We start from the raw sequence: 13,639 nt of genomic DNA on the forward strand, positions 1-13,639 counted from the left end.
ATTTAAAGCTATTCATCAAGAGTCAATTCTGCATCAGAAAAAAATACAGAAATAAAAAAAAAGAGCCTTTTTATAATAAAAAAAAAGGCTCTTTTAAATAAAAGAAATATTTTATAGATGTCTTTTAAATGTATATCTAGTAACAAAAATACCTTTTCCGTCACCTTTACCACCTTCACTTTCTACACCAGTATTTATAAAGGCTAATTCCCAACCTTCAGAAACCATTGTGTTTACCTTTGACGTCATTATAGCATCATTTGCTGCAATATTCTGAAATCTAATTCCACCAATATTATAGAAGTTTAAAAGTTTGGTTTCTTCGTAGTCTTTAACTCTAATTTCATCTCTCTTAGATTTGTTCTTTTTGTCTTTACTTTTTTCTTCAGTTCTTAGAGTAGTATATTCTTTATAATCTTTGCTTTCGGTAGAGGAAATCATTCTAGATCTACCTAGTCCATTTGGGACGATAGATTCAACAACAGTAACTACTTTGTATTCTACTTGTTGCGAAGAATTTAAAAAAGAAAAAGAGGTGAATGAAATAACAGCTAATACTGCGCCTAATAAGATTTTTTTCATGATATTTGTTTTAAATTAGATTTCTAAGATAGATTTTTTTTTTTAACACAACAAGTTTATATACTCATTAATGACAGGACGCGTTTATAAATCTACAGGAAGTTGGTATACTGTAAAAACTACATTAGGTAAAGAATACCAATGTAGAATAAAAGGTAAGTTTAGGCTTCAAGGTATAAAAAGTACCAATCCTGTTGCGGTAGGAGATTTTGTGGATTTTGATTTAGAGACTAATAGTGATGAAGAAACAGGTGTAATAACTCATATTCATGACAGAGCTAATTACATAGTTCGTAAATCTGTTAATCTATCTAAACAAATACATATTATTGCATCAAATATAGACTTGGTGTTTTTATTAATAACAATAGATAATCCACCAACATTTACTAGTTTTATAGATCGTTTTTTAGCTTCTGCCGAGGCTTACGGAATAAAAACGGTATTATTATTTAATAAGATTGAAACTTATACAGACGATACTTTAGATGAGGTTAAGTATTTAGCATATGTTTATAGAAATATTGGTTATGAATGTATAGGTATATCAGCACATACAGGGAAAAATTTAGATCAAGTAAAAGATTTAATGCGTGGAAAAGTAACTATGTTTACGGGTCATTCTGGTGTTGGTAAATCCACTTTAGTAAATGCTATAGAACCAAGTTTAGACTTGAAAACAAAGGCTATATCTACGCAACATATGCAAGGACAACATACAACAACATTTGCAGAAATGTTCGATTTAGGTTTTGATGCTAAAATTATAGATACACCAGGAATTAAAGGTTTTGGAGTTGTGGATATGGAAAAAGAAGAAATTGGGGACTATTTTCCAGAATTTTTTGCTTTAAAACAAAATTGTAAGTTTAATAATTGTTTACATATTGAAGAACCAAAATGTGCTGTAAAAAATGCTTTAGAAAAAAATGAAATAGCTGCTTCACGTTATCGTAGTTATGTGCAAATTATAGAAGGAGATGAGGAACATTATAGAACTGATTATTGGAGTCAAGAATAATGAAAATAAATTTTAAATTTTAATTTTCTCAAAATGAAAGTAGTTATTCAGAGAGTTGTTCAAGCAAGTGTTACTGTAAATCAAAATATAATAGCTTCTATTCAAGAAGGTTTGTTGGTTTTAGTAGGTATTGTAGCAGAAGATACACAAGAAGATATTAATTGGTTGTCTAAAAAAATTTCAAACCTTAGGGTTTTTTCTGATAAAGAAGGTTTAATGAATCAGTCGGTTCAAGATATAAACGGTAATATTATTGTTGTTAGTCAGTTTACACTTCAAGCTTCAATTAAAAAAGGGAATAGACCAAGTTACATAAAAGCAGCAAAACCAGATATAGCAATTCCGTTGTATCAAAGTTTTGTAAAGCAATTAGAAATAGAAACGAATAAGCCTATCCAAACCGGAGAATTTGGTGCAGATATGCAAATAGAATTAATAAATAACGGTCCAGTAACTATTGTTATGGGTAGTAAGAATAAAGAGTAGTCATAAAATATAATGTTATGAGTATAAAAAAAGCACAACAAGACGTAGATAATTGGATTAAAAACCATGGTGTTCGTTATTTTAACGAGCTTACTAATATGGCTCAACTTACAGAAGAAGTTGGAGAAGTTGCCAGAATTATTGCTAGACGTTACGGAGAGCAAAGTGAAAAAGAGAGTGATAAAAATAAAGATTTAGGCGAAGAACTAGCAGATGTTATGTTTGTGGTTTTGTGTTTAGCAAACCAAACAGGAATAGATTTGCAGGAAGCTTTCGATAAGAAATTGGATTTAAAGACCAAACGTGATCACGACAGGCATCATAACAACGAAAAATTAAAATAGAAAAGAGATTTTGTCTTGTAGCAGAGAATACTCAATAAATTTGTTACTTAATATGAATATAAAACTTCTTAAATCGGAAATAAAAAACTTCTCTAAAATTACTATAACGGGTTCTAAAAGTGAATCTAATAGGCTCTTGTTATTACAAGCATTACATTCAGGATTAGAAATAGAAAATATTTCAAATTCAGACGATTCTGTTTTAATGCAAAAAGCATTAGCACCAAAAAAAGACGTTATAGATATTCATCATGCAGGAACTGCAATGCGATTTTTAACTGCATATTTTGCAATCCAAACTAATAGAGAAGTTGTTTTAACTGGTTCTTCAAGAATGAAAGAAAGGCCAATTTCTATTTTGGTAGAAGCCTTACAGCAACTTGGAGCAGATATCTCTTATTTAGAAGAAGTAGGTTTTCCGTCATTAAAAATAAAAGGAAAACACATTTTAAAAAACAAAGTCAATTTAAATGCTAATGTAAGTAGTCAATATATTTCTGCATTACTCCTTGTCGCTTCAAAATTAAAAAATGGTTTAGAGTTGACCTTAAATGGCGAAATTACATCAATTCCATATATAAATATGACTTTAGCTTTATTAAACAGAATTGGAGTTGAAACCAATTTTAATGAAAATAAGATAGAAGTAAAACCAAATTTTGAAGTTAAGAAACAAGTGTTGGTTGTAGAGTCAGATTGGTCATCAGCATCTTATTTTTATAGTGCTATTGCTTTATCTAAAATAGGAACAGAAATAGAATTAACATCTTATAAAAAAGATAGTCTTCAAGGTGATTCTGTTTTAGCCGAAATTTATAATGCATTTGGAGTAGAAACTTCATTTGAAAAAAATACAGTTCGTCTTAAAAAAGCACATAAAGTTAATTCAGTTAAATTAGAATTCAATTTAATAAAATCTCCAGATATAGCGCAAACTATTGCAGTAACTGCATTTGGGTTAGGTCTAGAATGTTATTTAACAGGATTACATACCTTAAAAATAAAAGAAACAGATAGATTAGTAGCTTTAAAAACAGAGTTAGAGAAATTAGGAGCGGTTGTAAGTATAACAGATAATACATTATATCTGGAGACTTCAAAAACAATAAAAAAAGATATAAAAATAGATACATATTATGATCATAGAATGGCTATGTCATTTGCGCCTTTGGCATTAAAAAAACCTATTATAATTAATGATGCCGAAGTGGTTTCAAAATCCTTTCCAACCTTTTGGAATGATCTAAAAAGTATAGGCTTTTTAATAGAAAAAAATAATAATTAGCAAAACACTTGACAACGCCTATCTCGAGATTGTATATTTGCAACCTTAACAGAACAGAACTATATGAAATTATCGCAATTTGATTTTGAATTACCAGAAGAATTATTAGCTGAATATCCTGCAGAACACAGAGATGAATCTCGTTTAATGGTGCTTCACAGGGATACTGGAAAAATTGAACACAGACAGTTTAAAGATATTATTGAGTATTTTGATGAAGATGATGTGATGATTCTTAATAACACAAAAGTGTTTCCGGCTCGTTTATTTGGAAATAAAGAAAAGACTGGAGCACGTATTGAGGTGTTTTTGTTACGTGAATTAAATGAAGAACAACGTTTGTGGGATGTTTTAGTAGATCCGGCACGTAAAATTCGTATTGGTAATAAATTATACTTTGGTGATGACGAAACTTTAGTTGCAGAAGTTATTGATAATACAACCTCTAGAGGTAGAACATTACGTTTCTTATATGATGGTCCTTATGAAGCTTTTCGTAAAAAATTAACTGAATTAGGAGAAACACCTTTGCCTAAATATATTAAAAGAGAAGTTGAGGCAGAAGATGAAGAACGTTACCAAACTATTTTTGCAAAAAATGAAGGAGCTGTAGCAGCTCCAACAGCAGGAATGCATTTTTCTAAACATTTATTAAAGCGATTAGAAATTAAAGGAGTGGACTTTGCAGAAGTAACCTTACATGTAGGGTTAGGAACTTTTAATAATGTTGAGGTAGAAGATCTTTCTAAACATAAAATGGATAGCGAAGAGGTTAAAATTGGACCAAAAACTGTTGGGCAAATTAATAATGCTTTAAAAAAGAAACGTCGTATTTGTGCAGTTGGAACAACAGCAATGCGTGCAGTGGAAAGTGCAGTGTCAACAAGCAATGATTTAAATGAGATTGATGGTTGGACAAATAAGTTTATTTTTCCACCACATGACTTTAGTATTGCAAATTGTATGATTACTAACTTTCATACACCAAAATCTACATTGTTAATGATGGCAGCAGCATTTGCAGGTCACGATTTTATTTTTGAAGCATATAAAGAAGCTATAAAAGAGGGTTATAAGTTTTATAGTTATGGAGATGCTATGTTAATTTTATAATTAACATATTTTTACAAGTAATATTAAAAAGCCTTAACTAAAAGTTAAGGCTTTTTAAATTTTTAATCATAATTGGTTTTTACCTATTTTTGCAGTTCTATGGCAGATATAAAAAAAGACATACGTGCATTAACCAAAGACCAAATCCGTGAGTTTTTTGTAAAAAACGGAGATAAATCTTTTCGTGGTAATCAAGTTTACGAATGGTTATGGCAAAGAGGTATACATTCTTTTGAGGAAATGACAAATATTTCTAAAGAAACACGCCAGATGATGGAAAACCATTTTGTGATAAATCACATAAAAGTGGACCAAATGCAACGTAGTAGCGACGGAACTATAAAAAATGCTATTAAACTTCATGATAATTTAATTGTAGAGTCTGTTTTAATACCAACAGCAACTAGAACAACAGCTTGTGTTTCAAGTCAGGTTGGTTGTAGTTTAGATTGTAAATTTTGCGCAACATCGCGTTTAAAACGTATGCGAAATCTAAATCCAGACGAGATTTATGATCAAGTTGTTGTTATAGATAATGAAAGTCGTTTATATCACGATAGACCTTTAAGTAATATTGTATTTATGGGGATGGGAGAACCACTTATGAATTATAATAATGTACTTAAAGCTATAGATAAAATTACTAGTCCAGAAGGATTAGGAATGTCGCCAAAACGTATTGTGGTATCAACTTCTGGTGTTCCAAAAATGATTAAAAAAATGGCAGATGATAATGTTAAATTTAAGCTTGCTGTCTCTTTACATTCTGCAATAGATGAGGTTAGAGATACTATTATGCCATTTAATAAAACTTTTCCGTTAAAAGATTTACGAGAATCTTTAGTGTATTGGTACGAGAAAACAAAAAACAGAATTACTTACGAATATGTAGTTTGGCAAGGAATTAACGATAAGCGTAAAGACGTAGATGCTTTGGTGCAATTCTGTAAGTTTGCACCAAGTAAAGTTAATATTATTGAATATAACCCTATAGACGATGGTATGTTTCAGCAAGCAGACTCTCTCGCTATAGATATGTATAGAGATATTTTAGAAGCAAATAATATTACAGTGACCATAAGAAGAAGTAGAGGAAAAGATATAGATGCTGCCTGTGGACAATTAGCAAATAAAAAATAATAGTTGTACCTTGCTGTATAATTAACAATTTAGATTATGAAAAAAATATTGTTATTAAGCTTTATCACTATAGCTTTTGTAAGTTGTTCTAAAGACAATGAAATTGAGGCAGAACCTAGTGCTGCTCAAGAAGAGTTAATTGCTGACTTTAGATTTGAATCAACAGTTGTTAATGAAGATAGTGATTTAAATATCACTAATTTATCAAAAGGAGTTACAACGTATGTTTGGGATTTTGGAAACGATAATGTTTTTACAGAAGAAACTCCTGATTATAAATACCTTTCACATGGATTTTATAATGTAACTTTAACTGTAAAGAATGATATAAACCAGGAAGCATCAATAACTAAAGAAATTGAAGTTTTATGTAATTTTGGAGGAGGAAATCATGGTCCAGATACTACAGATTTTTAGCAGATAATATATTTATAGATTATATAATGCAGGAATAATTATTATTCCTGCATTTATTTTTTAATAAAGGTTTTACTTATTTTTGTAATTAGTGAAAATAACCGAACAAATAAAACAACCTATTGCTTACGAGATGGAACTTTTCGAGAAAAAGTTTCGTTTGGCAATGTCTTCTAAAGTCGCGTTACTAAATCGCATAACTCATTATATAGTAAACCGAAAAGGAAAACAAATGCGACCAATGTTCGTGTTTTTAGTCGCTAAAATGGTTAATAATGGCGAACTAAACGAACGTACCTATCGTGGCGCATCGGTTATTGAATTAATTCATACAGCAACATTAGTGCATGATGATGTGGTGGACGATAGTAATATGCGTCGTGGATTTTTCTCTATAAATGCACTTTGGAAAAATAAAATAGCTGTTCTTATTGGCGATTTTTTGTTGTCCAAAGGTTTGTTACTTTCAATTGATAACAATGATTTCGACTTATTAAAGATTATCTCTGTTGCAGTAAGAGAGATGAGTGAAGGTGAATTACTTCAAATTGAAAAAGCAAGAAAACTCGATATTACTGAAGATATCTACTACGAGATTATCCGTCAGAAAACAGCAACGCTAATTGCTGCTTGTTGTAGTTTGGGAGCAGCATCTGTAAAACCAGAATCTACAGAGGTAGAAACTATGCGTAAGTTTGGAGAACTTATAGGTATGGCTTTTCAAATAAAAGACGATTTGTTTGATTATGGAACACAAAGTATTGGTAAACCTACAGGAATAGATATTAAGGAACAGAAAATGACTTTACCATTAATTTATGCACTTAATAATGCTTCTAAAAAGGATAAAAAATGGTTAATTAATTCTATTAAAAACCATAATAAAGATAAAAAACGCGTTAATCAAGTTGTTACTTTTGTAAAAAATAATGGTGGATTAGATTATGCGGTTAATAAAATGAAGGCTTTTCAAAAAGAAGCTTTAGGTATTTTATCTACATATCCAGAATCGGAATATAAAGCCAGTTTAGAACTTATGGTAAATTATGTTATTGAGCGTAAGAAGTAGTTTTTTTATCATACTGTACTTCCATACAAAATCTGTTAAAGTTGTTAGTTTTGTTTTAAATATTATATTTTTTTCAAATTCGAGGCAACTATTTTAAAACATTTTTCGTCTTTATAAACAGAAGTACACGTTGAAGTATATAATTAAATTTTTAAGTGAAAATAATCCAACTACATAAAAATGAATCGGCTTTAATTAAAAAAGCTATTAAAAGCGATCGAAAAGCACAGCACCTGCTTTACGAGTTGTACTCACCTAAAATGTTAAGTGTTTGCAGATATTATGTGTCAGATATTCATCATGCAGAAGAAGTTATGTTAAACGGATTTTTTAAAGTCTTTAAATATTTAAAAGATTATAAAAACGAAGGCAGTTTTGAAGGTTGGGTAAGGCGTATAATGGTTAGAGAATCTATTTCGTTTTATAGACAGAAAAAGCAGATTAAATTTGCTGATGAAGTAGAATATTATGAAGCTGAATTTAATAATGATATTGATTCGAGCATAGAGGTTGCACAAATCCAGACCTGTATAGATGCGTTGCCAGAAGGTTATAAATTAGTCTTTAATATGTATGCTATAGAAGGTTATAAACATAACGAAATTGCAGAATTACTAAACATCAAAGAAGGTACAAGCAAATCGCAATTGTTTAAGGCTAAGAAAATGCTTCAAGAAAAAATTAATACACTTAATACACATCAAAATGGCACCAAATAAGTTCGATAATCATATAAAATCACTTTTAGAAAATCGCGAAATGCAACCTTCGGGAGCAGCTTGGTCTAAATTGAGTGATCGTTTAGATAAAGACGAAAAACCAAACACTAAAAAATGGTTTTGGTTGTCTGGTTTGGCAGCAAGTATAATTGGTGTTTTGCTTATGATAAATTTATCTAATTCGTCTAAAATAAATCCAACAATTGTAAATGCAGAAGATATTATAATTGAGAATGCTGAAAACATTAAAAAGAATATTTTGAAAAATGAAGACTTTCAGAATACAGAATTAGTTGTAGAAAGTAATATAGAAAATGAAGTAGTTATCCCTAATGTTAAAGCGAAAAAAAATGCATCAAACATAGCTTTAAATAAGAAAAACAAAAGGCAAAGTATAAATGCTCTTTCAGAAAACAACAACATTAATGTTGTTGAAGATAAATCACTTATAGAAAATAAACCATTAGAAAACACTTTAGTTGATTCAGGCATTAAAGTAACTAAACCACAAAATTCAGTTTTAAATGAAGCAGATAAATTACTGTCTGAAGCTTTGTTAGTGGTCAACACTCCTAAAACCGAAACTATTGATGCAGCATCTTTATTATATGATGTTGAAGAAGAAGTAGAACAGAGTTTTAGAACTAAAATGTTTACTAAAATAAAAGAAAATGTATCCACGCTAACTACTGTAATTGTAGATAGAAATAAATAACACAAACTAATAACCCTTATTATGATTAAATTAACGAATTACATCGTTGCAGTTTTGCTATGCTTAATTGTAACTCAAGCCAATGCTCAGGATAGCCTAGAAATATCTGGTAAGCAAGCAGAATTAGCACGTTTTGAGTCTTACAAAAAGCAAGTAGAACAAAATGAAAAAGACGCTTTAAAAATTGAAATAGAAGGTATAAACGACAAATTAGATTCTGGAGCAATTACCAACGAAGAAGCAGATAAATTAAAACAAGAAGCTGCCGAAAAGCGTGCCTTAAATATTAAAAATAAGGTTGCAATAATAGATAATCAAATGGCTATTATAGAACGTGACGATAATTGGGAAGAAAATACCATTTCTGAGAATAGAATTGCTATTACAATTGGTGGAGGAGAAAAAGAATTACTTGGTATAAAAGGAAAAAGAACGCCACCTAAATATGATATTAGAACTACAAACCAATTGTTAGTAGCCGCAGGATTTAATAATGCTATTATTGAAGGTCAGTCTTTTAATAGTTCACCATACGAAAATTTAGGTTCTGGGTTTATTGAATTGGGTTGGAACTGGCAAACACGATTAGCAAAGAATTCTAATTTTGCACGTATTAAGTATGGTTTTTCTTTTCAATGGAATAAATTAAACCTAAAAGAAGATCAGTTTTTTGTTCAAAATGGAGATGTAACTTCAATAGAAAAATCACCTGTAGAATTAAAGAAATCAGAATTTAGAACTACAAACTTAGTTTTTCCTGTGTATTTTGAATTTGGTCCATCTAATAAAGTTGAAAAAAAGAGAACAGTTAGATATCAAACTTGGGATAAATTCAAATTTGGAATTGGTGGTTTTGGAGGAATTCGCTTACAGACACAACAAAAATTAAAATACAAAGAAGATGGCGATCGTGTTAAACAAAAAACACGTAGAAGCTATAATACATCTCCTTTTGTTTATGGTGTTGGTGCTTATGTTGGTGTTGGAGATTTTGCATTATACGCTAAATATGATTTAAACCCATTATTTAAAAATCAAGATGTAAAACAAAATAATATCTCTTTAGGAATTAGAATGGATTTTGATTAAAATATTTGATTAGTTGATTTTAAAACGCCTCGAAAAATTATTTTTCGAGGCGTTTTTATATTACAGCGTTATTCTGTAGTTTTATAGTACTTTTACAATTCTAAAAATTCACAGAAAATTGATTTCAAAATCCACAATAGACCAAGTTTATGATACTGCTCGTTTAGAAGAAGTAATTGGTGATTTTGTACAATTAAAAAAATCTGGTAGTAGTTTTAAAGGTTTAAGTCCTTTTAGTGAAGAACGAACACCCAGTTTTATGGTGTCTCCAGTAAAACAAATTTGGAAAGATTTTAGTACAGGAAAAGGCGGAAATGTTGTTGCTTTTTTAATGGAACACGAACATTTCACCTATCCAGAAGCTATTAAATATTTAGCTAATAAGTATAATATAGAAGTTGAAGAGACTGAACAATCTAACGAGCAAAAAGAAGCGCAAAGTTTAAAAGAAAGTTTGTATTTGGTTAGTGAGTATGCTAGTAAGTATTTCCAGGAAACGATGCATAATTCTAACCCAGGAAAAGCTATAGCATTAAGTTATTTTAAAGAAAGAGGTTTTACACCAGAAACTATAAAAAAATTTGATTTAGGTTATTGCCTGGACGATTGGAGTGCTTTTACAGACACAGCATTAAAAAAAGGATACAAGTTAGAGTTTTTAGAAGGTACAGGGTTAACTATTGTAAAAGGAGAAAAACAGTTCGACAGGTTTAAAGGTCGCGTAATGTTCCCTATACAAAGTATGAGTGGTCGTGTTTTGGGTTTTGGAGGACGAATTCTTACTAACGATAAAAAAGCGGCTAAATATTTAAACTCGCCAGAAAGCGATATTTATTACAAAAGTAAAGTGCTGTATGGAATTTATCACGCCAAACAAACTATTGCAAAAGAAGATAATTGTTACATAGTTGAAGGTTATACAGATGTAATTCAGTTTCATCAAACTGGAATAACTAATACGGTTTCTAGTTCAGGAACAGCTTTAACAAGTGAGCAAATAAGATTAATTAGCAGATTAACAAAAAACATTACTGTGCTTTTTGATGGTGATGCTGCAGGTTTACGAGCATCTTTACGTGGAATAGATTTAATCTTAGAGCAAGGTATGAATGTAAAAGTTTGTACTTTTCCAGAAGGCGAAGATCCAGATAGTTTTGCTAAAGCAAATACAGAATCCGAATTACGTGCATATTTAGAAACGTCTTCTCAAGATTTTATTCAATTTAAAGCATCTGTTTTATTTGAAGATTCTAAAAACGATCCTATAAAAAAAGCAGAAACAGTTAGAGATATTGTAAATAGTATTGCAAAAATTCCAGATCAGATTAAAAAAGAAATCTACGTAAAGGAATGTGCACGTATTATGGATGTAAGTGAAGGTGTTTTGTTTTCAACATTAGCACAAATCACTAACAAAGACCAAAAAGAAGCCAATAAAAAATCTACTACGCAACAACAAAATCAACCTTTTGAAGTCGTTAAAAATAAACCAGTACCACGTAAAGTAGATGTGCAATACGTTTTAGAGCAAAAAATAATTAGTCTATTGCTGCTTTACGGAAATCAGACACAAGATTTTGAAGATTTAGTGTTAAAAGAAAACGAAGAAACTGGTAATTTAGAACTAGAACCAATTGTGCAACAAGCTAAAGTATTCGAGAAAATATTTTTAGACTTACAAGAAGACGAAATGGCGTTTACCAACAACATTTTTAAAGACTTATATTACGCTATAATTGAAGCTTTAAACCAGAATCCAGATTTTAAACTAGAACAACTTATAAATGCAGTTCCACCAGAATTAGCAATGGAAATGTCCAGTATTCTAATGGATGACGAACGTTATAGTTTATCCGATTGGGAAAGAAAAGAAATTATTCCAAAAACAAAAAACGAAGGTGTAGCACAACTAGTAAGCGAAACTATTTTAACCTTACGCTGTTATTTAATAGATAAACAAGTTACCGAAATTAAGGAGCAAACACTCCAAAATCCTACAGAAGTAAATCGTGACGTTTTAGAAGAAGTTAAAGATTATTCTGGCTTAAAAATGTTATTGTCTAGAAAATTAAATAGACCGCTTTAAATAAAGGCTTATTGGGTAAGAAAATAAAAAAAATATCTTTACGAGATAACAGTGGTAATAATCTTACCATATCCTGAGTTGTTTACAGGATCTCAATAATAAAAGTTACTATATAGCACGTTGTAGCCAATTTATGAAACACCTGATTTACATAATTATAATTCTTTTTTCAATTCAAAAGAATGGACAAGACTCAACTAAAAAAAACAGTTTAGAGTTGACTTATTGACTATAGAAAAGAATTCTAAAGACACTTTAGTTGGTTCGATTATAGAAGTGTTTTCGGGAAAAAAACGGATTGAAACTGACATCACTGACTTTGACGGAATTAGTATATTCTTCTTAAAAACTAATAGTATCGTAAATAACAAAATTCGACTAAAAATTCACGGATTGAATTGTTCTATATTCGAAAAAGAATACGAATTATCTAATGACTTAAACACCAAAGTTTATCTCGAATATGGTGAATCTGAATATACAAATCGGAATCAGATAAGTGAGATGCGTAAAAAACTTGACATCAAACTTAAATTACTTGAATGCAAAGTTGAGGAACCAACCATTATTATTAAGAATTGAAATAAAAAAACTGGCTACAACATCGGGATATAACTTATAAAAAGTTAGAATCAATTTACATTGTGATAAAGTATAAAGAAACCTCCATAATTTGATTTATAGCTTTAGGCATTTCCCTTTTTTTCCAAGGATGTTTTGCACCAAAAACATGATTAGAATCTTCTATTTCTAATAACTCACTTTTAGGATTCCATTTATGAAGATTTAATGCTTCATTAAATTTAACAGATGGGTCTTCCTTTGCATGTATAATCAAATGTGGGATATGTAACTTTTCAACTGCTAATTTAATATTCAAACGTTCTTTGTTTGCCATAAAATCCTGATAAAACTGGTGGTTATGAGGCATTTGTTGTTTTGTTCTTCCATTTAAAATATACTTTACGCCATCTTTTTTCCATTTATCTAAATCACCAACAGTAGCTGTTCTTTTTTCAAAATCACAAACACTTGCCCAAGTAATTAGTTTTGTTATTCTATTATCTTCAGATGCTAAAATTGAGGCAATTCCACCACCACGAGAATGACCAATTAATGTTATGTTTTGTGCGTTAATTTCATTTGAAAACAACTTATTGTCTTCTAGCAAAAAATCAATCACATCTTTTAAATCAGATAATTCTTTGGTGTAATTATTTTCAGCAAAAGCTTCTAAATCGGGGAAATCGATTGGATTAGAAACTGTTCCTCCATTATGAGAAAAGTTGAATTTTACAAAAAAGCAATCAGATTCCATAAAAGATTCTGCAACCAAATTCCAAGATCCCCAATCTTTAAAACCTTTATAACCATGACAAAAAACTACTAATGGTTTCTTTTTAGACGTTTTATTATAGTACAAATCGTATACAATTGGTTTATTATTTTCTCTAGTTAGAATTTGGTTTTTATTTATCATTTTATAAAAATATAAGATTACATTTAAAACTCTTAAATAAACATCATCATTTCTTTTAAGAATTAATTAATTGATACATTTTAAATTCATATT

14 protein-coding genes are annotated in these 13,639 nt (G+C 29.9%); 12 read left to right on the top strand and 2 right to left on the bottom strand.

Features of this window, described 5'->3' with window-relative positions:
- Window positions 1–111: 111 nt before the first annotated feature.
- Window positions 112–582: a hypothetical protein gene (locus ACFDSN_RS04465; RefSeq protein ID WP_375238630.1), complete on the bottom strand. Its 471-nt coding sequence runs from the start codon at window positions 580–582 to the stop codon at window positions 112–114.
- Window positions 583–652: 70 nt separating this feature from the next.
- Between ACFDSN_RS04465 and rsgA the strand changes: the two genes are divergently transcribed.
- The 12 genes from rsgA to dnaG all read left to right on the top strand — a co-directional run bounded on the left by rsgA (window position 653) and on the right by dnaG (window position 12,066).
- Entirely contained in the window at window positions 653–1,603 is a 951-nt protein-coding gene (gene rsgA / locus ACFDSN_RS04470) for a ribosome small subunit-dependent GTPase A (protein ID WP_375238631.1), read from the top strand.
- A 33-nt stretch (window positions 1,604–1,636) separates the two neighbouring features.
- Window positions 1,637–2,089, top strand: coding sequence for a D-aminoacyl-tRNA deacylase (gene dtd, locus ACFDSN_RS04475; protein WP_375238632.1), 453 nt, complete (start codon window positions 1,637–1,639; stop codon window positions 2,087–2,089).
- 17 nt (window positions 2,090–2,106) lie between these two features.
- Window positions 2,107–2,433: a nucleotide pyrophosphohydrolase gene (locus tag ACFDSN_RS04480; RefSeq protein WP_375238633.1), complete on the top strand. Its 327-nt coding sequence runs from the start codon at window positions 2,107–2,109 to the stop codon at window positions 2,431–2,433.
- Between the two features lie 52 nt (window positions 2,434–2,485).
- Entirely contained in the window at window positions 2,486–3,718 is a 1,233-nt protein-coding gene (locus tag ACFDSN_RS04485; protein ID WP_375238634.1) for a 3-phosphoshikimate 1-carboxyvinyltransferase, read from the top strand.
- 63 nt (window positions 3,719–3,781) lie between these two features.
- Window positions 3,782–4,831 carry a tRNA preQ1(34) S-adenosylmethionine ribosyltransferase-isomerase QueA gene (gene queA / locus ACFDSN_RS04490; protein WP_375238635.1) on the top strand — a complete coding sequence of 350 codons (1,050 nt, stop codon included), beginning with the start codon at window positions 3,782–3,784 and terminating at the stop codon, window positions 4,829–4,831.
- A 99-nt stretch (window positions 4,832–4,930) separates the two neighbouring features.
- Entirely contained in the window at window positions 4,931–5,971 is a 1,041-nt protein-coding gene (rlmN, locus tag ACFDSN_RS04495) for a 23S rRNA (adenine(2503)-C(2))-methyltransferase RlmN (protein ID WP_375238636.1), read from the top strand.
- 36 nt (window positions 5,972–6,007) lie between these two features.
- A complete protein-coding gene (locus tag ACFDSN_RS04500; RefSeq protein WP_375238637.1) occupies window positions 6,008–6,388 on the top strand; it encodes a PKD domain-containing protein in 381 nt (126 codons plus the stop codon).
- A 91-nt stretch (window positions 6,389–6,479) separates the two neighbouring features.
- Window positions 6,480–7,457: a polyprenyl synthetase family protein gene (locus ACFDSN_RS04505; protein ID WP_375238638.1), complete on the top strand. Its 978-nt coding sequence runs from the start codon at window positions 6,480–6,482 to the stop codon at window positions 7,455–7,457.
- A 155-nt stretch (window positions 7,458–7,612) separates the two neighbouring features.
- Complete coding sequence (locus ACFDSN_RS04510; protein WP_375238639.1) at window positions 7,613–8,176, top strand: RNA polymerase sigma factor; 564 nt, start codon at window positions 7,613–7,615, stop codon at window positions 8,174–8,176.
- Complete coding sequence (locus tag ACFDSN_RS04515) at window positions 8,163–8,891, top strand: hypothetical protein (protein ID WP_375238640.1); 729 nt, start codon at window positions 8,163–8,165, stop codon at window positions 8,889–8,891. Before ACFDSN_RS04510 ends, ACFDSN_RS04515 begins: the two co-directional genes overlap by 14 nt.
- A 21-nt stretch (window positions 8,892–8,912) precedes the next feature.
- Window positions 8,913–9,980 carry a hypothetical protein gene (locus ACFDSN_RS04520; RefSeq protein ID WP_375238641.1) on the top strand — a complete coding sequence of 356 codons (1,068 nt, stop codon included), beginning with the start codon at window positions 8,913–8,915 and terminating at the stop codon, window positions 9,978–9,980.
- 118 nt (window positions 9,981–10,098) lie between these two features.
- A complete protein-coding gene (gene dnaG, locus ACFDSN_RS04525; RefSeq protein ID WP_375238642.1) occupies window positions 10,099–12,066 on the top strand; it encodes a DNA primase in 1,968 nt (655 codons plus the stop codon).
- A gap of 637 nt (window positions 12,067–12,703) precedes the next feature.
- Here dnaG and ACFDSN_RS04530 read toward each other — a convergent pair.
- A complete protein-coding gene (locus tag ACFDSN_RS04530) occupies window positions 12,704–13,546 on the bottom strand; it encodes an alpha/beta hydrolase family protein (protein ID WP_375238643.1) in 843 nt (280 codons plus the stop codon).
- Window positions 13,547–13,639: the final 93 nt, after the last annotated feature.

Origin of the sequence: Aurantibacter sp. (assembly GCF_042094015.1) — a bacterium.
Taxonomy (GTDB): domain Bacteria; phylum Bacteroidota; class Bacteroidia; order Flavobacteriales; family Flavobacteriaceae; genus Aurantibacter.